We start from the raw sequence: 20,876 nt of genomic DNA, 5'->3' as shown, positions 1-20,876 counted from the left end.
CCTGTGGTCCAAACTCAACCTACCCACTAATATTTATTTTACACAATTTAAAAATGCGTAATAAGGCTCTTTATTAATCATCCGCTGCACATACAGCGCGGCCTCCCGAATGTGATAATCGCCCCACATGCTCGACTCACCGTACGCAATTTTACTACCTTCAGGCACATAATCCCAGCCGTTGGGTTGGTGATAAATGGAATGCAGTAACAAGCCCTGATGATGGGGGTTAGTGCTTAAGTAAGGCTCTTCGAGTAATGAGTTCAAAACCGTCAAACCTGCCTGCCAATAATTCTTCCCTGACTCCGCATCTCCTTTGGCTATCAAATAGTTGCCCAAACGTAACAATCCCTGCGCACCGATGGCGGCGGCGGAACTATCGACGGGCTCGTGGTCGTTGAACGGGTCGGCAGGTCGGTTTAAATAATCTCCCAATTTATGGAGATTGGGCGCGCCTGTATCCCAATACGGAATGCCGTCGGTAGGGGTATGTTCGATGTAAAAATCGCAGGTAGCGCGGGCGGCTTTGAGCATCATAGCCTCGACGGCTTCGCGCCCGCCAAAAGACACCAATTCAGCATCAGAAATACTTTCCAAGGCTTCGAGTTGCTCAGGAAAACCGCACATGGCCCAGGCCAAACCGCGCGTCCAAGTACTAAAACCAGTGTAGCCCTGTTGCGAGTTGGGACAACGGAAGTTGCCATCTTTGGTATTGAAAACACTCTCGTGGGCAGTACGGCCCCACAAATCGTATGAATCGCGGCCTTCGCCGTAGAATACCGAGAAGTCGGCGGTGGCTTTGATGTGCAGCAATGCCCGTTCGAGCAGATTGATTTTCAGGTCTCCTTCTCCCTGAAACACATGCCCCAGTTGGTGACTCACCACCAACGCCCGGCACGAACGAATGGTATCAACAAACAACGAATGAGCGCCGTTGAAAGAATGAATAAAACCGCCCAGTCCACCGTCACGGTTTTTGATAGAAGTCCAGCGGCTTGCCTGTACCGCGCCTGAGATTTTGAGGGCCAGTTCGTAGAAATTTTTCTCCCACTCATTGAACTCAATCTTGCCTTCGTGCATCAGCCGCAGCAAATTCCCGTAGGTACTGACGTTGTTGAATCCGTGGTCGTGTACGCCGATGTGGCTCACGTGCGGGGCCATTACGGCGAGGGTATTTTTGCGCCCGTATTCTAGAAAATCGGTTTCGCCCGTGGCATCAAACTGTAAAATGGCGGAGCCAAACTGAAAGCCCTGCGTCCATTCAGTCCAACCACGAGTGGTATATTGGCCTTTTACGGTAAAAACGGGAGAGCCGTTGGCAACGTCATAATTTTCTTCAATCAAACGGATTTTTTGGGCCGAAAGCGCCCAGAATCGCTGCAATTTGGCCGACAAATCAGTGGGCGTAAGGGTGGGGTTAATGTGAATCATTCAGGGTGTAAAAGGAGGTTAAACGTGCTGAAATGAAAACAATCGCTGTGTTCATTATTTACTTTTAACAAAACATTTTACCCCTAAAATCTACTTTTGATTCGGGTCTAAATTGCGTTTTCAGATTAAAAACAGGCATAAGAAACCCCAAAAGTAGGCACCACATCCACGATTACCAAGTTAAGTCAATCAGCAGGGTAAGCGCCATGCCAACAAATCCGCTCAGCGTACTGACCAAGGTCCAGGCCCGCAGGGTTTGTCCTACGGTCATACCCGAAAAGCGGGAAATAACCCAAAAACCCGAGTCATTGGGAAACGAGCAGCACATGCTACCGCAGCAGATTGCCAGTCCGACCGTGATGGGATTGGCCCCCGCCACGGCAATCATGGGTGCCACAATGGAGGATGTAGTTACGGCCGCTACCGTAGCCGAGCCTTGGGCCGCTCGCAAAATAGCCGTCAATACAAAGCCCAACATCAAGAGCGACATATTCATGGACGACAGCCACTCAACAAGGGCCGTAGCAATGCCCGAGCCGTTGATAATGGCGCCAAACGAACCGCCCGCGCCCACAATCAGCGTCAGCAAACCCGCCGAAGCGCCGCTTTCACTGATGAGTTCTTCAAAAGTTTTCTTGAAATAAGGACGCAGTAAAACTCCCGCCAGAATCACCCCCAGCAACATCGCCACGTTTTTATCTCCCAAAAAAGCGATTATCTGACGGCTAGCGGTACCTTTAGGCATCATTTCAGACACGACACTGCCAAACAAAATCAATAGAATCGGAAAGAGAAGCAGCAACAATGAAAGACCGCCCGAAGGTTTTTTACGGTCATCTTCCAGCACGGCCTCCGCAGTACCATTAGGCTCGGCAATTTGCATGTGGGGCATTTTAATCAGGTACTTGGCAGCCACCAACCCTAGCAATGCTGGAGGCAACGCCACCAACAGCGACCAACCGATAAACTGCCCCGAGGGCAGATTCAGCGTACCCATCACGGCCAACGGCCCTGGCGTAGGCATTACCAAACAATGCGTAGCAAAACCGCCAATCAGCAACGCCGTCACCAAAGAAATTAACGGCAGAGTAGTTTTACGGGAAATGTCCCGCAAAATGGGCATATAAATGATAAATACTGCGTTGAGAAATACAGGAATACAAATCAGATAACCCGTAAGATTAACGGCCAGCAGCGCATTTTTTTTACCTACGGCCCGCAGCAGGAGCGCCGCAATTTGCTCAGTGGCCCGCGCCTCAGCAAGCAGGTTGCCGAGCACAATTCCTAACCCAATCACAATCCCGATGCTGCCAAGGGTTTGTCCAAAACCCGTTGAGATTTGCTTCGTTACCTCATCAAGCGGCATTCCGATGGCTACGCCTGTGAGCAACCCCACCCCCAGCAATGACACAAATGGATTGATTTTCAGGCGGATGATTGTAAAAAGCAACACCGTAATAGATACCAAAAAGATAGCAAGGGGATAAAAATGCGGGTTCATGAAAGTGAGGTTTTAGGTAGTCAGAAAAGCGCGGGAAACGGCCTTTCTACTTTCTGTTTGCGGCCTCACTTTCTACCTCTATACCCTATACTTTTTGCTTAATAATCGCAAAGGCTTCGTCATATTGTTTGTTTACTTTAACCAGCGATTGCTTCACATTTTTGAGTGCTTCTTTGTAATTGTCATTGACCTGCATCAACCGGTCGGTGATCTGCTTGCCAGTGGTATCGTTGATCTCAAACGTCCAATCTTTAAACCCGAGGTCATAATACATTTGGCCCTTGATGGTATCTTCGGGCTGACGCAGGTAAAAGGCGGGTGTACCGTTGGTGATGGCAATGATGGGCGAATGGCACTCATAGCTCAGCACCGTGTGCGCATGAGCGTAGAGCGAAGCCGCTTCGTCGGGAAGCCAATAGCCGTGCTTGACGACAAATGGTTTGACATCATCGGGCAACGGATTGACCAGTAGTTCATCAATAATATCCACCTGGTACGTCATTTCTGGACAAACTACGATCTTATTGCCCGTTTTGCGCACCCACGCCACCATTGCCTCGCGCACTTTGGCGTGGTCAATCTCTTTCCATTTATCGTTCAGCGTTTCGATTTCTTTCATGCGCTCTTCGGTGTAGCCGGCATTATTGGCCCTGATTTTGTAGTAAGGCGTAACCCGCAGTCGAGGAATGACACAGATGAACTTGCGGTGTTCCAACTTATTATCTTTGATAAATTGGTCGGCTTTGGCATCGTCATGAATTTCCAGTACGAAGGTAGCATCGGGAGCAAAGGCGATGTGGTTACCTTCCAATCCCGCCTCTTTCAGTTTTTGAATGGAGGCCGTTTCGCGGGTAAAAATAAACGACGCATGTTGCAGCAAGTCTTTCAAGGAGGGCGTCACATTCTGGGTTGTAACGCCGAAAATTCCAAAAGGCTTCTGCGTTTGTTTGTACCACGATTCTACATAATCAGCCGCCACAACCGATGGCCCCGAGCCGTGAATAAAGAAATCGGCTTCCTGAAACGCCTTTTTTACTTCGTCGGTTTGCGGCACAAAGCTCTTATCCACCGCGCCGTGTATGATTCTGACGTTTGGATAGTACTTATTGAGCATGGTTTCCACTTTCTCACTTTTGCTCTTTTTCCAAAGGATGATTTTGGCCTTGGGGAGTCTTTTTTGTAACAACCCGATCAGACCAGGCGTGTGGGCAATATCGCCGATATTAACATCCTGCCAGCCCGACGTAATGAGCAATACCGGATTTTCTTTGTTAACAGCTTGGGTAATAAAAGGAGCAAAAGCAGCCGCAGAAAGCAGCCCAGTCTGTTTAACAAATTGGCGACGATTCATGGTTGAGGATAGTATTATTAGGTTAATGCCAGTTTTTTCACCACCGACATGGTTTCTTTTTGTCGGTTTTTCACAAAATCCATGGCTTTTTTGGCTTTTGCTTTGGCGGCGGGGTAGTTTTGATGAATAGCCATCACGGCTCCCGTAATAGCCGTCGATGGGTCTTGGTCAATTTCAAACAGCCACTCCGGTACGCCAATGTCCCGAAACATCCAGCCTTTGCGGCCGTGCTTTAACGGACGGGCGTGAACGACGGGTACGCCCAACGCTAAGCCCATGATCAGCGAGTGCGGCTCCATTCCAAACATGCAATGGGCCCGGGCATAGACCGACATGGCTTCGTCGGCGCTCCAAAAGGTTTCACGACAAATGACCTTGGCTTTGATATCAGCGTCCAGTTGGTCGTAAAGCATGGTTTTGGCGTATTTTGTTTCTTTGAGGGCCTCGGGCGCAATCAGCACTTTGAGGCCGGTGGTCTGTACCCACTGCGTGATGAGGTCTTTCACTTTACCGAGCCGCAGGCTGTCCTGTTGCTGCTGTTCGAGACTTGGGGCAGGGTTCATCAGATCGCCTTTGCCGGAAGTATTCAAATGCGGGGTGTTGGTACGAACCACCACCACCAAAAATTTCCCCTCTTCCAGTCCTGCCTGTTTAAGATAGGCTAATCCTTTTGCTTCATCACGAACATCAATACCAAAACAGCCATCGGGGCCAAATTCAAGAATCGGCGTTTTGAATTGATTGTCTTTCAGAAACTTCACCGAATCGCCATCCCGACAATAAATGAAAGCAGCCCGGTTGAGCACATCGCGGTAAAGCGACATCGAAGGCGGCGCAAACTTATCAAACGACTGTCCGTACAGCCCAAACGGAATATTGTTTTCGATACAGTAATAAAATGGAGCGAGGTTGGACATAGTCGAGCCCCATTCATAATTGAACAGGCCATAATTCATGGGCATTCCCGAATTATGGATGTACAGATTCGCCTGTTCAAAGGCCGCTTTCAGCTCTCCCGTTAATGACTCATCCTGATTAAAAAATGCCCCATGAACGATCTTCACCTTGGGGAAGTTTTTAATAATCAGTGCCTCCGTCACGGGTCGAGGCTGGGCGTGCCACAAAATAATTTGGGCTTCAGGGACGTAGCGTTCCAACAATCGCAACGTACCGGGCGTGTGCCCGATGTCTCCGATATTATTGTCATTCCACGACGAACGCAGCAGAATGGTCGGGGTTTTTAATGATTGATGTGCGCCTTCGTTTTCCCCTTCCATACCCGCAGGGAGCACAAAAGGAAGAAAAGATAAGGTTGTTTTTTTAAGAAACTCCCGGCGATTGTCTGTATTCATGAGGTATTGGATGTTTGTCTATTTCCGAAACGGCCTTTTTTTCTTTTTTGCCCGAGGGAAACCCATGTTTTTACAACATTACTGATTAATAGCCTGGGTTTTGCTCCAATTTTGCCCCCGTATTGGCATCAATTACTTTTTGGGGAATGGGCCAATATCGGTTAAAATCCTGAATGGTTTTGCCAGAAGAAGGCCCGTTTGGCACAGAAGGTGCTGAGTTGTATTTTCTAACCCTATCCACCAATCTTCCCATACGAATGAGCGTACGTAACCGCGGTTCTTCCACGATCAATTCTCGGGTACGTTCATCCAGAATAAAGTCTTCCGTCACCTCAGAACTACTTATCAATGAGGCTTTGGCGCGTGCCCGTACTACATTGATATCTTTGGCGGCATTGGCCAGATCACCTTTTCTAAAATAAGCTTCGGCTCGCAACAGGTAGGTTTCGGCTACCCTCATTCGGCTAAAATCTTTGGCCGTATTGCCCGAAAGTATATTGCCGTTAATGGCAGCCCCTTCAATTTTTCTGAAATAAGGGTAATATTGTCTTAACGTATCAAGTACAATGGTGGTCGGCGTTCCGTCATTTTTTAAAACAACTAAATTCCCATTCACTTTTCGGGTTAAAATAGGCTTACCGAAGTATTCTTTATCGGCTGGGTTGTTATAGTAAAAGGTACGTCTGATGTTAAAATTGGAGTTTCTAATGTCTTTGGGGTCTAAGGCCCAAACATCATACTTGGCGTAGTTGGTGGGTGAATTTACCCCAATGCCCCTACCCAAACTATCCGGAGATATATTTAAGATTCTGTTGGGGGTTTGGAGCCTGTCATATTCCGGTGCCCAATACCGTATGCTGTTGTTGGCCAAGGCTACTGAATAACCTCCTCCCAATGTGGTGGACTCAAACTGCCAGGCCCACATCACTTCTTTATTGCCGGAGGATTTATTGATTTGCCCGTCGGCAAATACATCCGAGAATACATCGCCCGGTTTGGACGCCGCCGGACCAAACCGAGTGGTCATAATTTGATAATCACCGGCTTCTTTGTTGATGACCTTGCTTGCTGCACTGATGGACTTATCATACAGGGAGGCATCTTTGGTTTCCATTCCCAATGAGATATACACTTCGCTCAACAAATGAAAAGCCGCCGCGCGGGGTATTCTGCCGTCTTTTACGTCTAAGGGTAAAAGTGTCGTAGCTTCTTCCAGATCCTTTGCCGAAAAGCTCAGCACTTCGGCCCTTGAATTACGCACAAAATCAAATTTTGGCTCAACAATTCTTTCTTTCACGATCGGCACTCCTCCGTAGATATTTGCCAAAAAATTATACGTATAGGCCCTGAAAAACAACGCTTGTCCTTTGATATTTTTCCGCGCATCATCCGCAATGGTCAGAGCAGGATTGTCAATATTTTCAAGAATTAAATTAGCCCGCACGATCATCTGTTTGTAGGCCCAATCCCAATACACAATGGTGGCATCCAAATTTGAATTTAACAGGCTATAATCTTTATTGCCTCTTGCATCATTTCGACCCCATTGGGTTTGGTCGGTGCCCACGGTCATGTACTCAAAATTGGTAGAAGCAATGATATGCTCCTGTCTTGCGCCCTCGTAAAGTGCCACTACTGCGGCGTCAAACCCTGCGGCATTGGTCAACAGGTTTTCTGGGCTGAACCTATCCAAGGGCACTTCATTGAGAAAATCGTCTTGACAAGAGGTCGTGGCAAGCAGGCAAAGTACGATAATCGTTATTTTGTTAATTGAATTTTTCATCTTTTTAAGGTTCTAAAATGATACATTAATACCACCTACGAAGGTTTTCAGCAATGGGCCATTATTGCCGGGGTCCCGGCCTCCGCCGCCAAATTCAGGGTCCCAACCGTCCCATTTCGTCCATGTATGAAGGTTTTTGCCACTCACGTACAATTGTAAACCCGAAATTTTAATTTTATTGAGCCATTTTTCGGGTACATTATATGACAGCGACACATCTTGTAATCTCACGAAACTTCGGTCCTGATAAAAGCCATATCCCAATGGATTACGGTAATTTATTCTTGGATTTGTATTGATCGGGTTTGAAGCAGTCCAATAAGGTGTATTCAAGAAATTGGCTTGGTCAAAAAAGTTAGAGCCGGGATTGACAAGTGAATTGGAACTGTACCCACCTTCTCTAATATTCAGAGCAACAGAAAGGCTGAAGTTTTTATAGTTGAATATATTGGTGATACCCATGTTAAATTTAGCCTGATTATTGCTTACCACCATTCGGTCGGCAGGGGTGATCTTACCATCGGGCACACCATTGGGTCCGCTGATGTCTTTAAATCTAATATCACCGGCTTTGGCACCAGGAATTAAAGAAAGGTCTTCGCCTTGCTGAAAAATACCATCGAAAACATAATCATAGTTAAAACCTAATGGATAGCCGATGAACCAACCGCTCGCAATATCATCATCTTCCACGCCGTCTTTGTTGATATCTCGACCGGTCAATTTCAGTACCTTATTTCGGTTCAATGAAAAAGCCAGATTCGTATTCCAGGTAAAGTCACCTTTTTGAATATTGACGGTTTTTAGGTCTAATTCAAAGCCCGTATTTTTTGTTTCACCGATATTTCTTAAAAAATTCTCAAATCCGTTGGTGTTGGGAATGGTTTGATTGAGCAGCAGGTCAAACGTATTGGATGAATAAAAATTGACAGAAGCGGTAATTCGTTTTGAAAAAGCCTGAATATCAGCGCCAATGTTAAAACTTTCGGTGGTTTCCCATCCGAGATTTGGGTTAGCAAGGGTGGTGGTGCTTAAACCAACGGATGTGGGTGAACCATTACCAAATACATAGTTGTTTTGCCCCACTTGGCTCAAAGAAGAGTATTCACTCACGCCCCGGTTTCCATTTCTTCCCCACGAAGCCCGCAGTTTCAGGAAATCTATTTTTTTGATGTTCTTGAAAAAATCTTCATCACTTATGTTCCAGCTGAATGCAGCGGCCGGAAATACCCCGTATTTTTTTCCTGCGCCAAAGGCTGAATAACCATCTCTACGCATACTTAATGTGAAAAAATATTTACTCGCGATATTATAGCCAACCCTTGCCATGCTTGAAACTTGCCGGTTTTGGGCAGCACTTGCATCAATGACATATCCTTCACCAATTTCTAAGGCATTATATCCTAAGGCATCATTAAATATATTTTGACTTGACAAAAAAGACGATTGGCTGGTCAATTGATAAACTCCATACAACAGGGTCAAATCAAGGCTGTGATTTTTCGCTATTTTTTGTTGGTACTTTACAATGTTTTCCAACGTCAAATTTTGATTTTCTCCCTGTCGTTTTGAACCCGAACCGGGTCTGTTCAACGGTGCGTATGATGGGCTGTAAAAAAAGCTTTTTGAGTCTGTTCGAGTGTATCCTGCATTCAATTTGTAAGATAAGCCTTTCCAAATACTTACATCGGCGTAGGCATTGGAAAACAAAATATTTGTAACTGCTTTATTGTTATCTAAGAGCGTACCCAAAATAGGATTCGATACGAGGCCCCAACTTTGAGGAAGGGGGTTAGGCGATACGCCGTCTTCTAAAAACAAACTTGCATAAGGGCTTAGATACGAAGTGTTTAACAGCGAAGCTCTTATACCTGAGTTATCTCTAGAAGAAAAACCCGAATTAATGCCGATTTTCAGCCAGTCGGTGGCTTGTACACCTAAGTTTAACCTGCTTGACAAACGCGTAAAATTGTCTCCTTTGACCGGTGATTTTGAACCCGTATAAGCTCCCGAAAAAAAGTAATTCACTCGGTCGGTCTTGCCGGATACACTCAACTCGTAATTGTACATCGGTGCCGCCTGTTTGATTTCATCAAAAGGATTGATGGTTTTTCCAGCGGCAATATTCGCCAACTCAATGACCGAGAAAGGCACCGCGCCCCCTTCGGCAAGTTCAGCGTCTTTGCGGGCGGCCAAGTACTGCTCTGCGTTCCTGTAATTGGGCAAATAGGCATAATCTGACGCTCCCATGTAGGAATTCAAGGAGAACTTCGGTTTGCCAGATTTGCCCTTTTTGGTCGTAATTTCTATGACACCATTTGTAGCCAACGAGCCATAGATGGCCGTAGAACTGGCATCTTTTAAAATATCAATGGATTCAATATCATTAGGGTTAATATCTGCCAAACTGCCGCCCGCGTAAATAATCCCATCCAATACAATGAGCGGGGCCGTACTGGCCGAAATAGAATTGATACCTCTGATTCGTATGTTGCCAGCTTGCCCGGGTCTTCCATTGTCTGTCACCTGAACACCCGCCGTGGTCCCTCTCAAAATTTGGGCGGCGTTGGTGTTGGGCTGAAGCCGGGTATCTTCAATATTAACACTCGAAACAGCACCGGTGAGGTCTTTCTTTTTGGCGGTTCCGTAGCCTACAACTACTACTTCCTCCAGCGATTTATCATCGATCTTCAGTAAGACAGGTATTTGTGTGCGATTTCCTACCGGTATTTCCTGAGCTGCGTAACCCACAAAACTAAAAACCAGCACCACGTTATCATCGGCCACGCTCAACGAAAATTCTCCATCGGGATTGGTCGTAGTACCTCGTTGGGTTCCTTTAATAATCACATTGACACCGGGTAGGGCTTCGCCTTTTTCGGCATCGGTCACCTTACCTTTTACGATTTTATCAACCATTTTGGCCGCTTCTGGTACGGCAGAAAAAGGCGTTTTCAGGGCATTTTCGGCGGCGCTTCCTACGGCTTTCGGGGTGGTTGGAAGGTCAGTTTCGGGAAATCGTGCCTCACTTTGGTCCGACCTCCTCTCGGCACGTTTGTCACTGATAACGTAGCCACCGTTCTTTGATTTTTTATACCGCAACCCCAGCGGCTTCAGCACGGCGTCGAGGTTTTGCTCCAATTTCACGTTGGGTTTAACCACGTTGCTCATCACCGTCAACCCTTCTACGTTGCGGTCAAAAAACAAAATATCGACCTGATACTGCTCTTTGAGTTCGCGCAGAACTTCTTTCAGTTTCTTTTGGGAAGGTTTATTAGGAGCGTCTTTGCTTTGTGCGGTTTGCGCACTGGCCAAAAGTTGTGAAAAACTTGGCTGTACTCCTCCCAGCAATACACCCAACAACAGGATTTGTATTGTTCTTTTCATTCGCAGGAAATTTTTATGTTATGGATTGGTGGTAATGATGATCTTGTTTTCTTCTTTTCGGTACGACAGATTGGCGGCTTCGGTGAGGGTTTCCAGCAATTCTTCGGCATTATTGGCCGTAAAAGAGCCCGAAAGCGTCCATTGGGCTAACTCCGTTTCGGGGATTTCAACGGGTATCCCAAAATTATCTTCAAAGAGCTGGGCTACTTCTTTGAGCGTGGTTTCTTCAAATACGAATCGGTGGTCCTGCCAGGCCGCATAGTTTTGGGGCTTGGCAATTTGGCGGAGACTGGCCTTTCCACTGGCATCCATCGTGACCAAGTCGCCGGGTTTCATTGTGAGTTGTTTTTGGGCGTTTCCTTCCTGAAAGCGCAGTTGCACTTTGCCTTTGTTGAGCACCACTTTGGCAGCAGCAGGACGGGTATTGACCACAAATTCCGTTCCCAGCACCACCACATCAAACGCCCGCCCAGTCTTTACCACAAAACTCTGATGGTTAGCCATATGCGTAACAGAAAAATTGGCTTCACCCGTCAGATACACTTCTCTCGTCTGGTGCCCGAATCCAAAACGCGGCACTTTGAGCGACGAGTTGGCATTGAGCACCACTTGGCTGCCGTCTTCCAACTTCAGCGTGCGGGTTTGGCCGTACGCAGTGGTGTGGGTGGTGTACAATAGATTTTCCCTGAATACCCAACCGCCCAATAGCACCAAAAATGCGATCGAGGCTGCCATCATTAAACGGAATGAAATACGCCGCTCCGCCACCAACTCTTCGGTGTCCAATTCATTTTCGTTTTGCTGCGCCATGCGTGCCCGATGCCGCTCCAAAGCGGCCTGCGGGTCAGCCACGTATTGCGGGTGTTCGCGTTCCCACATGGCCAAATAACCGTAAAACAGCTCGCGGTTTTGCGCGTCCTGTGCCCAATTCTCGATCATCTGCTTCTGAAAAACAGTTGCCCTTCCGGAGAAATAATTGTACAGCGTTTCTTTGGTCACTTGCGTTTTCATATTGAAACAATTTAAGAGCAGGACGTTTTCAGCGCCCAAAATAGGTAGTGGTGTGGATAGTAATTAATTCAAAACCAATCATTGCCTGCCAGGAGCATCAGCATTAGCCATTTATCTTTCAATGAGGTACGAATCTGACGAATGGCCTGATATAAATGCGCTTCGATGGTACGAAGCGAAAGGTTTAACTCGGTGGCAATCTCTTGGTATTTCTTGCCTTCAAAACGATGCATGACATAGATCTGCCGACGTTTGAGCGGCATATTACTGATGGCATTTTCTACGTCATGATACAACTCTTCGTACTGAATGATGGAATCCGGCTCCGACGCCGAAGGGCTCAGGTAGTGGTTGGCACTGTCTAATGAGGTATTGCGGCGCATTTCGCTGCGTACATAATCAAAGGCTCGGTGGCGCACTGAGGTAAACAAAAACGCCCGATAGGAAGTGGTCACGGTCCGGTACAGGTGTTCGGAATGAAACTCGTAAAAAATATCCGAAACGATATCTTCGGCAATGGCTTTGGAGGATACATAACGCACGGCGTGGCTACAAAGCAAAGGATAATAATACTGAAACAGCAGCGCAATGCCCGCGTCAGCATTGGCCTCAAAAGCCTTTCGAATCATCAACTCAGGATCCAGCACGGCCTGTTTAGCCGACGATTGTCCCGAATCGCTCCTCCTGAAAAGCGGTTGTGCCTTATCTTCCTCCTCTTGCATATTCTGCCTGAACGGTCTCATTTTCTATATAAAGATAAGTTTTTTCTTGGAAACGTATAATTTAACCTCTGTTTTAAGATAGACGTTCTGCACCCCAAAAAACACTTAGTGGGTGTGAGATTTTTTTTCAACAATTTTTTGGATGATTATAAAAACGCCGCGCTTTCTATCTTTCCGGCACCTTCAAAGCCAATGACTACCCCAACTATTTTACCCAAATTCTCGTTGGCAGGGGCGGTGAAAATAGATTTTTCGTTTAAGAATATGGTAAACACTTTGTTGGAAACGGTACATTTCAGACGCTGTGCCTTGGAAAAATCACAGCCAAAAGCCGACAGATCGCGGTCTTTGCCACTCACATTTGTGCCGCCAATAAAAAGCGACGCGTCAGAAGTACAGCCTTTTGAACAAAGCGGCAACCCGATAGCACTCTCAGAGGTTAGGATTCGGATGCGTACTTTTTGGCAAATGGCTTCTTCTTTGGCCGAAGTATTTTGCAAAACGGTTTCAAACGTAAAATTGTCGGCGTCTCGGTTCACATCATTGACCAGATAAAAATGGGTCCACACATTGTTAAATACAGATAGGCCCGTTTTTTCTCGTAAGGTTACGGCGTTTATTTCCATGCTGCTGCCATTTAGAGCTATCTCTTTGCTACTCAGATACATCGGGAGCGGTGTTTGTTCGATGATCCCTTTCCAGCCCTGAGTTTTGATAAAAACAGGATGTTCCTGCATGATTTGGTCACCGACCAGCAGCTTGGCCTTGAAATAGCCCGGGTAGTAATAAATGGACGTATGTTGGCCTTTGTGCGCCGAAATCCGCTCCCGTCGGCGCGGATCCCACGATTGCTGAATCGTGACGCTGTCGGTTTTGAGGTTGCCGATGCTGTACTCAAATACTACGGAATTGGGCAGCTCATCCGTCACTTTTCGGCTGCTGAACCGCACCTGCGACGAGTCAATGGGGGCATTGAGATAATTGAAAAACAGGACGGCCACCGCCGAAACGGCAACAATGACCATTAATCCAATGAGCCAGGTGCGGCGTCTTTTCCATAGCGAAAAAGACGATGATTGGGGGATTTTGGCGGCAGGCGTTTCGTCGGTATGCTCCCCTTTTCCATTGCCGTTAAGGGTCAGATTTGATACGCAGAAAAGCCGCCAGTTGTCATGGCCCAAAAACTGCGCGAGGGCGTTGAGCGTGGTTTGGGTAGGCACGGAATCGTATTTCACCTTGCCCCATACCCGTTTGAGCGTAGTAGCGCTGAGGCTGACGCCCGTTTCGGCGGCGATTCGCTCGCTGAGGCGCTCAAAATCCTGCGCCGACCAGTCGGCACTGCTGCCCCAATTCAATTTTTTTTCCACCAATGCCCGACAGCGGGCGAGGGTGAGGTCTTTTTCTTCAATAATCATGGCTCTGATAAACAATCATTTACGTACTTGAATCAACTTGCACCAACTTGAATGGCCTTTGAACGGGCGGTCTCCGTTTGATTGCTGAACTTTGGGTCGTTCAATTTTTCAACACCCTCAATTTCATTCCAGCTATGCAAAAGTATGTAAAAAAATCACTGTCTCTGTTCAGCGTTTTTGCGGTTTATTTTGTTGGTCTCCAAGCCGTTGCCCAAGACAAAGCCACCCGTCCGAGCCCGCCGGCGCAGGTAGTGCAAAAGGTAGGAAACGCGACTGTCACTGTCAGTTACGGTCAGCCCTCCGTCAAAGGTCGCAAGGTGTGGGGCGAGTTGGTGCCCTACGGTCAGGTGTGGCGCACGGGAGCCAACGAAGCCACCACGTTTGAAGTAGATAAAGACGTCAGCATTGAAGGCCAACCCCTCGCGGCGGGCAAATACGGTTTTTTCACCATTCCGAACGAAAAAGAGTGGACGATCATCTTCAACAAAGTGCCTGCTCAATGGGGCGCGTTCAAATACGACGCCGGACAGGATGCCCTGCGGGTAACTGTAAAGCCAAAAAAATCAGCAACGTTCAATGAAAAACTGCTCTACACCGTATCGCCCAAAGGCAGCGTGGGTATTTTGTGGGAGAACGTGGAAGTTGATTTTAAAGTGAAGTAAATCAATACAAAAGTCAATGAAACTTACAGCCATTTTATTCATCATCGGGTGGTCGCTTCAGGCGACTGCCCAAACATTGATTCCGTTTGACTCCCGCCAATGGACCATCGAGGCCGAACAAAGCAGAGTGGAAGATTTTCAGGGAAAGAAAGCTCTGTTTCTCAAAAAAGGAATGGCCTACGCCAAAGAAGCGCAGCTACAGGACGGTATCATCGAATTTGACATTGCTTTTCCGCAGGAACGCGGCTTTACAGGCGTTACCTTTCGGATGCAGGATACCAAAAACTACGAGGAATTTTACCTACGTCCACACCAATCCGGCAATCCCGACGCCAACCAATACACCCCTGTTTATGAATCAATATCAAGCTGGCAACTATACCATGGCGAAGGCTACGGCGTGCCCGTCAAGTACAGATTCAATCAGTGGTTTCACGTCAAACTGGTGATTTCGGGCAGTCGCGGCGAAGTATTCATTGACGACATGAGCAAGGCCGTTCTATCCATTCCGGTCCTGAAACGGACCGTAAAAACGGGCATGTTGGGAATCTATGCCAACGGAAATGTGGGTTCTTATTTTGCCAACTTCACCTACACGCCACAATCAAATCCCGTATTGACAAGCAATGTCAAGCCCGAAGCGCCCACGCCTCCCCACACCATTGCCGAATGGCAGGTTTCGAGTCCGTTTGCCGGCAACAAACTGGATAAAATCTACCGATTGACCCACGCTCAAAAAGACAACCTGACGTGGCAAAAACTGACCGCGGAAACGACCGGCACCGCAAACCTCGCTGCTATCTCAACGTTTGACAATGAGCACAATACCGTGTTCGCAAAAGTCATCATTACCGCTGATAATGAGCAAATTAAAAAGCTATATTTGGGTTTCAGCGACAAAGCCACCGTATACCTCAATGACCAAATCCTGTATTCGGGCCATGATGAATTTCTCTCGCGCGATTACCGATTTCTGGGCACGATCGGGTATTTTGATGAAGTTTTTTTACCCCTTAAAAAAGGTAGAAATGAGCTTTGGATCTCTGTTTCCGAAACATTTGGCGGCTGGGGCCTGAAGGCAAAAATGGAAGATTGGGAAGGAATAAAAATCGAGAAATAAAGGCATTCAGTAAGAGAAGTAAATAAAGGGTATACCATGGCTTTAGCATACACCGATTCTCTATTTCGGCAATCTCTTCGATAATTCCCCATGAACACTGTCCCAAAACTATTTTTTTTACTGATTTTCCTGCCATCAAGTCTCATTATGGCCCAAAAAGACACAGTGATTGTCAAAAACATCACCTACGCCGAGGCCGACGGCAAAAAATTGACGTTAGATATTCACAAACTCAAAACGCAAAGTGAGCCCTATCTCATTGTGTGGATTCACGGTGGGGCGTGGCACTCAGGGAGTAAAGAAAATCCACCGCTGGGGATGTTGACGCACGGCTACGCGCTAGCAAGCGTTGATTTTCGGGCTAGCACCGAAAAAGCCTTTCCTGCGCCCGTTCACGACATCAAAGCGGCCATTCGTTTTTTGCGGGCCAATGCCACCCAATACGGCTATAAATCAGACAAAATCATTATTTGGGGTGCCTCTTCTGGCGGGCATTTGGCAGCATTGGTCGCCACCACCACCAACAATCCCACCCTTGAAGGGACGCTGGGTAACTATCTCACAACCTCCTCTTCGGTGCAGGCCTGCATTGATTTCTTCGGCCCTACCAATTTTTTGACCATACTGAGTCAATCAACACCGCACGGGCTGAATGTGCGCTTGCCCGCGCTGGCCATTTTGTTGGGCAAACCCGTGGAGCAAGTGCCTGAATTGGCCAAAGCTGCCAGTCCAGTTTATCAGGTCAGTGCAAGTGCCCCTCCCCTTTTTATTGTGCACGGCGAGCAAGACAATCAAGTACCCATCAACCAATCCATCGAGTTGATGAGTGCTTACAAAAGCAAAAACCTACCCGTTCAGATCGAATTTATCCCCAACGCAGGGCATTCAGGCCCGGCCTATGCAACCAAAGAGTTAATGGATAAAATGGCGGCGTTTTTGAAAAGGGTGCAGTTTTAACAGCAAAAAAGGGCAGACGCAAGCGCCTGCCCTTCCCTATTTTTCATTGATGATTACTCCAACGGATGTTCTTTCAACAGTTTTGAAGAATTATAAATGTCGCTTTGACCTGCCGTAGCCGCACGTACTGCTTTGACTTTTTCGGGCGAAATCGCGGAGGCTTTATTGCCAAACGAGTTACGAACGTAAGTCAATACAGCAGCCACCTCTTTATCGTTTAACAAACCGCCAAAAGGCGTCATCGGTACTTGACCAGGGTATTGTTTACCGCTTACTTCAATCGGACCGAGCAATCCTTTCAATACTATTTTGATTAAACGCTCCTCATTTCCCTGCACCCATTTGCCCGCAAGTGGGGGGAAACCAGAAGCCGATAGCCCCTTTCCATCCGCTTGGTGACAAGTAATACAGTATCCTTCTTTGCTGTAAATGGTTTTCCCCAATTTAAAAGCTTCCAATTCAGCCCCTTTCAATGCCGAAATCACTTCAGCTTCCTTTTTCTTAGCCACATTTTCTCCATTTAAGTGTGCTACTGCTGTTTCGTGGGCATGAATCATCCACTCGTCAAGCGGCTTCTTTTTAGCTTCGGCCAAAACAGCCAAGCCCTTTTCTTTATCAATCCAAGAGGCCGCCACAATCGCCACCAGTCGCACGCGGGGGTTTTCATCTTTAGCGGCCTGCATCAGCAATGCAGCCTGGTCGGCCACTTGGTGGCCGGTGTAGCGCACTACCTGCGTAGCCGCCGCTCTGACGCGGTAATCTTTGGCTTTGAGCAATTGACGCAACAATTTTTGGTCTACTTTATCCAATCCCCAGCTTACCCACAATGCTTCCAGCAAATGATGTTCGTAACGCGCATCAGCTTTGTTCAAACTTGCGGCCCATTTCGTTATTTTTGGCAATACTTCGGCAGCATCTCTACCTCTCAATTCACGACGGGTACGGTAGCGGGTACGGTATTCGGGCAATTTGAGATTGTCCAAAAGTACCTCAACACTCGCACCATCTATTTTGGCGGGAGTAAGCAGCGGACGGGAAGGGTAGGTAATGCGGTATACTCTTCCGTGTACGTGGTCGCGCAGTGGATCACGGGCGTTGTGCTGCATGTGTCCGATAAGGATATTATGCCAGTCAATAACATACAGCGAGCCATCAGGCGCAATTTCCATGTCAACGGGGCGGAAATTACGATCTTCACTCACAATCAAATCCTGACGGTGTTTTGTCTTGTAGCCCGTACCGTCGTCCCAAATTTGGTGTTGTTTTGTACCCAAAAATCCGATGGTGTTGTTGATAAGCATATCTCCCTGTACTTCATCAGGAAAATGGCGACTCCACAAAAATTCCAGTCCAGACGTAGGACGCACCATGTGGTCTTTTTCAATCAATTGGAATGACTTGTGCGTAGCCTGTCCGTAGCGCGGCAACACCGAGCCAGGCAACATCCAACGAACGTCAGGGCTGGAAGTTTCAGCAAAAAACGGCTGCCCCCAATCATCAAAAGCAATCCCCCAAGGGTTAGGGATAGCCAATTGGGCGGTACGCTCTAATTTATGCAATTGCGGAGCATAGCGGTAAAACCCACCGTTGGTAGCCCGAACAGGGCCGTAAGGTGTTTCTACATTGGTGTGTAAAAACACCCCTTCTCCTGTATAAATAGCTCCCGAAGGATCGGCGCAAAACGCGCTGCTGTTGTGGTGGGTATCGTGGTCGTCAAAACCGCTCAGCAGAATTTCTACTTTGTCGGCCTTGTCATCTCCGTTGGTATCGGTAAATAATTTCAGGTTCGTTCCCTGAGAAACGTAAACGCCTTCTTTAGCGATTTCAAAACCCAATGGCAAGTGCAAACCATCGACAAACACTGTCTGTTTATCGGCTTTACCGTCACCATTGGTGTCTTCCAAAATCAAGATTTTATCATTGGGCCGAGTATCTCCTGGCTTATAATGAGGATAACTCGGCATGACAGCTACCCACAAACGTCCTTTATTATCAAAAGACATTTGTACGGGATTGGCTAAGTCATTAAACTCAGCTTCTGAAGCAAAAAGCTCAATTTTATAGCCCGCTGGCACTTTCAGCTTGTTGAGCGCATCTTGTCCGTAGAGGTAGGTAAGACTACCGTTTTTCTCGGGATTGAAGTTGGTTTTAACGGGAGGCAACGGTGTAGTGTTTTTGTCGGCGGCGGCAAGGTCTGTTTTCTCGCCTTTAGAAGCGGCTAACCAAATGGCTTTGTCACGAATATCGGTCATTTCCCGAATTTTCTTAATCTCAGCGGGATAGTTGTCGGGGCCAAACGGATTGTAGCGACGCCCGTACACGTGTACCCCATTCGGGATTTTATAGTCATTGTGCCACATCCAGTTTTTCTCCATGACGGCATCGTGCACCAATTTGCGGTTGGCTTCGGCTTTAGCGGCGGTTTTTCCAAACAGTTGGTCCGTCAATAAAATGCTCAGTTTTTTATAACCAGCTTCATTGAGTTGCAATCCATCGATGGTCAGTGGCTCTTTGCTTTCATTGTACCATTTTTGCGAAGGCGTAAAAGCATCCACAAAAAGTACGTTGTTTTGGTCGGCTACTTCCTGCATGGCTTTGGTGTACAAGAGCAAGTTTTCATTCTCCTTTTTGCCATTGGGCAAGTCGTACATAGCCGATAAATCTTCAAACGCAATGGGTGACACGAGCGCCAATTGCGGCGGCGTTGTTCCATTGTATTTTTGGCTCAAGGTATGTTTGATAAACGCATCAAGTTCTGCTTTGTAGTTGGCCAAGCCCGCTTTTCCCTGATAGGATTCATTGAACCCAAAAAAAGCCACAATAATGTCCGTTTTAAGGCGAGTAAGCCATTGGTCGGGGGTGTCAAAGTGGCCCTCGCTGTTTGAGTAGTTGGCGTATTCGGTCTGAAATTTTTCAGCCCCAGGAAACGCCCAAGGCGAGTTTCGGCTGGCGTGCGGGCGAAAACCTGGAGTATCACCGCCATCGCACATGTTACGGATAACAAGCGAATTCTCTGGGTAGCGAACGTTCATTTCGGTTTCAAAGTGACCGTAATTCATCATTCGTGACCCCAAATTATTACCAATCAGTGAAATGTGGGCCCCATTTCCAACTGTCAGAGTATTGGATTGATTGAATTGGAAAGAGCTGAAAACAATCAACATCAATCCAACGGCTATTAGCAATCCCTTGATACGTATTCTCATTGGGTTTAGTTATTTTAAATTTTTAACTCGTAATTAATAATGATGTATTTAGTACTGCTCTACTAGTTTACAATACCTCGGTAAGGCACATTTATTTCCATTTTACCTTTCCATTTTTTAGGAACGGGTTTGCCCAACAACCAATGTATTGCGTTGATGGTGAGCCGCTGAACACCTTCTTGTTGAAAATCTTCGGGGTGCCCTAGCGTCGTAAAAAATACTTTGGCGTTGGCTTTATTTTTCCACGTCCAAGCTACTGGATTATCAATGGCGGCTTTGTCAGGATTTACTGATTTTCCCATCAGCAGCGGGGTTGCATCTTGCGGCGGATAATCGGGGCGAACGCGGTACAACCACGAAGCCGCGTGAAAAGCAGAAGGTACGCCCGTCAGAATCGGGTGCTTGGCCGCTTCAGCAATCACCGTTACGTCGGTGGTACTTTTGTGTCCGTAGTGGGTGTGGCCCGCTTTGCCCCAGCCTGGAGGAGAACCAAAAGCCCTTTCCCCAAACGCATTCCAAGCTTCGGAAGCGTGTCCTTTCGGAAAATTAAATGCGTGCGTAGACGTTCGAAAACCCATCACTGGCTTGCCAGAATTAAGGTATTCGTCAAGGTATTGGAGCTGGTCAGGCGGCAATTGACGCCAGCGCAAGAAAAACACTGCCAAATCTGCGTCTCGGAGTGCTTCTAAACCAGGGATATTTTTTTCGGCATTTTGGTCAGGAAATGACTTCAGTACTTGGGTACGTACGCCGTAGTTTTTTTCTAATTCAGCCGCAATGAGCGGGAGGGTTTGTTCACCACCGTATTCATGATCGCCAGCCACAAAAACGACCAACGGTTTCTTTTTTGGCGGAGCTGTTTTTTGGGGAGAATCAAAGGCGGAAACGGCCACAATCCCTAACATTAGGAACAGCCCCGAAAACCAATGGTTGGCAACAATACGACTTACAGTACGCTTTATCATGCAGTGTGTCATT

14 protein-coding genes are annotated in these 20,876 nt (G+C 47.2%); 3 read left to right on the top strand and 11 right to left on the bottom strand.

Annotated features, from left to right (window positions below; all coding sequences use genetic code 11):
• Window positions 1-33: 33 nt before the first annotated feature.
• The 9 genes from GVN20_RS19120 to GVN20_RS19080 form a co-directional block, all read right to left on the bottom strand.
• Complete coding sequence (locus tag GVN20_RS19120; protein ID WP_166559885.1) at window positions 34-1,431, bottom strand: glycoside hydrolase family 88 protein; 1,398 nt, start codon at window positions 1,429-1,431, stop codon at window positions 34-36.
• Window positions 1,432-1,603: 172 nt separating this feature from the next.
• Window positions 1,604-2,932, bottom strand: coding sequence for a GntP family permease (locus GVN20_RS19115; RefSeq protein ID WP_166559884.1), 1,329 nt, complete (start codon window positions 2,930-2,932; stop codon window positions 1,604-1,606).
• Window positions 2,933-3,017: 85 nt separating this feature from the next.
• Window positions 3,018-4,283: a polysaccharide pyruvyl transferase family protein gene (locus GVN20_RS19110; protein ID WP_229599123.1), complete on the bottom strand. Its 1,266-nt coding sequence runs from the start codon at window positions 4,281-4,283 to the stop codon at window positions 3,018-3,020.
• 17 nt (window positions 4,284-4,300) lie between these two features.
• Entirely contained in the window at window positions 4,301-5,635 is a 1,335-nt protein-coding gene (locus tag GVN20_RS19105; RefSeq protein WP_166559883.1) for a polysaccharide pyruvyl transferase family protein, read from the bottom strand.
• 85 nt (window positions 5,636-5,720) lie between these two features.
• Window positions 5,721-7,418: a RagB/SusD family nutrient uptake outer membrane protein gene (locus tag GVN20_RS19100; RefSeq protein WP_166559882.1), complete on the bottom strand. Its 1,698-nt coding sequence runs from the start codon at window positions 7,416-7,418 to the stop codon at window positions 5,721-5,723.
• Window positions 7,419-7,430: 12 nt separating this feature from the next.
• Entirely contained in the window at window positions 7,431-10,805 is a 3,375-nt protein-coding gene (locus GVN20_RS19095; RefSeq protein WP_166559881.1) for a TonB-dependent receptor, read from the bottom strand.
• Between the two features lie 18 nt (window positions 10,806-10,823).
• Window positions 10,824-11,816 (bottom strand): FecR family protein, encoded by a 993-nt coding sequence (locus GVN20_RS19090; RefSeq protein ID WP_166559880.1) that lies wholly within the window; start codon window positions 11,814-11,816, stop codon window positions 10,824-10,826.
• 68 nt (window positions 11,817-11,884) lie between these two features.
• Window positions 11,885-12,559 (bottom strand): RNA polymerase sigma-70 factor, encoded by a 675-nt coding sequence (locus GVN20_RS19085; RefSeq protein WP_166559879.1) that lies wholly within the window; start codon window positions 12,557-12,559, stop codon window positions 11,885-11,887.
• Window positions 12,560-12,684: 125 nt separating this feature from the next.
• The gene (locus GVN20_RS19080; RefSeq protein WP_166559878.1) at window positions 12,685-13,953 is read right to left on the bottom strand and encodes a hypothetical protein; all 1,269 of its coding nucleotides are present in this window, start codon (window positions 13,951-13,953) and stop codon (window positions 12,685-12,687) included.
• Between the two features lie 134 nt (window positions 13,954-14,087).
• Between GVN20_RS19080 and GVN20_RS19075 the strand changes: the two genes are divergently transcribed.
• From GVN20_RS19075 to GVN20_RS19065, 3 genes are all read left to right on the top strand, one after another.
• The gene (locus GVN20_RS19075; protein ID WP_166559877.1) at window positions 14,088-14,615 is read left to right on the top strand and encodes a DUF2911 domain-containing protein; all 528 of its coding nucleotides are present in this window, start codon (window positions 14,088-14,090) and stop codon (window positions 14,613-14,615) included.
• 16 nt (window positions 14,616-14,631) lie between these two features.
• Window positions 14,632-15,735 carry a hypothetical protein gene (locus tag GVN20_RS19070; RefSeq protein ID WP_166559876.1) on the top strand — a complete coding sequence of 368 codons (1,104 nt, stop codon included), beginning with the start codon at window positions 14,632-14,634 and terminating at the stop codon, window positions 15,733-15,735.
• Window positions 15,736-15,825: 90 nt separating this feature from the next.
• Window positions 15,826-16,692, top strand: coding sequence for an alpha/beta hydrolase (locus GVN20_RS19065; protein WP_166559875.1), 867 nt, complete (start codon window positions 15,826-15,828; stop codon window positions 16,690-16,692).
• A 53-nt stretch (window positions 16,693-16,745) separates the two neighbouring features.
• On the opposite strand, the gene GVN20_RS19060 is transcribed toward GVN20_RS19065, so the two are convergent.
• On the bottom strand, window positions 16,746-19,898 hold the full coding sequence (locus GVN20_RS19060; RefSeq protein WP_166559874.1) for a PVC-type heme-binding CxxCH protein: 3,153 nt from the start codon (window positions 19,896-19,898) through the stop codon (window positions 16,746-16,748).
• A 62-nt stretch (window positions 19,899-19,960) separates the two neighbouring features.
• The gene (locus GVN20_RS19055) at window positions 19,961-20,863 is read right to left on the bottom strand and encodes a ThuA domain-containing protein (RefSeq protein ID WP_409033843.1); all 903 of its coding nucleotides are present in this window, start codon (window positions 20,861-20,863) and stop codon (window positions 19,961-19,963) included.
• Window positions 20,864-20,876 lie beyond the last annotated feature (13 nt).

Source organism: Runella sp. CRIBMP (assembly GCF_009905605.1).
Lineage (GTDB): Bacteria > Bacteroidota > Bacteroidia > Cytophagales > Spirosomataceae > Runella.
This window is presented reverse-complemented; position numbering and strand designations above follow the sequence as displayed.

What these genes read in the sequence shown, in the direction of transcription:
- GVN20_RS19120 (WP_166559885.1), bottom strand. Translation starts at nt 1,431, where the DNA reads ATGATTCACATTAACCCCACCCTTACGCCCACTGATTTGTCGGCCAAA.
- GVN20_RS19115 (WP_166559884.1), bottom strand. Translation starts at nt 2,932, where the DNA reads ATGAACCCGCATTTTTATCCCCTTGCTATCTTTTTGGTATCTATTACG.
- GVN20_RS19110 (WP_229599123.1), bottom strand. Translation starts at nt 4,283, where the DNA reads ATGAATCGTCGCCAATTTGTTAAACAGACTGGGCTGCTTTCTGCGGCT.
- GVN20_RS19105 (WP_166559883.1), bottom strand. Translation starts at nt 5,635, where the DNA reads ATGAATACAGACAATCGCCGGGAGTTTCTTAAAAAAACAACCTTATCT.
- GVN20_RS19100 (WP_166559882.1), bottom strand. Translation starts at nt 7,418, where the DNA reads ATGAAAAATTCAATTAACAAAATAACGATTATCGTACTTTGCCTGCTT.
- GVN20_RS19095 (WP_166559881.1), bottom strand. Translation starts at nt 10,805, where the DNA reads ATGAAAAGAACAATACAAATCCTGTTGTTGGGTGTATTGCTGGGAGGA.
- GVN20_RS19090 (WP_166559880.1), bottom strand. Translation starts at nt 11,816, where the DNA reads ATGAAAACGCAAGTGACCAAAGAAACGCTGTACAATTATTTCTCCGGA.
- GVN20_RS19085 (WP_166559879.1), bottom strand. Translation starts at nt 12,559, where the DNA reads ATGAGACCGTTCAGGCAGAATATGCAAGAGGAGGAAGATAAGGCACAA.
- GVN20_RS19080 (WP_166559878.1), bottom strand. Translation starts at nt 13,953, where the DNA reads ATGATTATTGAAGAAAAAGACCTCACCCTCGCCCGCTGTCGGGCATTG.
- GVN20_RS19075 (WP_166559877.1), top strand. Translation starts at nt 14,088, where the DNA reads ATGCAAAAGTATGTAAAAAAATCACTGTCTCTGTTCAGCGTTTTTGCG.
- GVN20_RS19070 (WP_166559876.1), top strand. Translation starts at nt 14,632, where the DNA reads ATGAAACTTACAGCCATTTTATTCATCATCGGGTGGTCGCTTCAGGCG.
- GVN20_RS19065 (WP_166559875.1), top strand. Translation starts at nt 15,826, where the DNA reads ATGAACACTGTCCCAAAACTATTTTTTTTACTGATTTTCCTGCCATCA.
- GVN20_RS19060 (WP_166559874.1), bottom strand. Translation starts at nt 19,898, where the DNA reads ATGAGAATACGTATCAAGGGATTGCTAATAGCCGTTGGATTGATGTTG.
- GVN20_RS19055 (WP_409033843.1), bottom strand. Translation starts at nt 20,863, where the DNA reads ATGATAAAGCGTACTGTAAGTCGTATTGTTGCCAACCATTGGTTTTCG.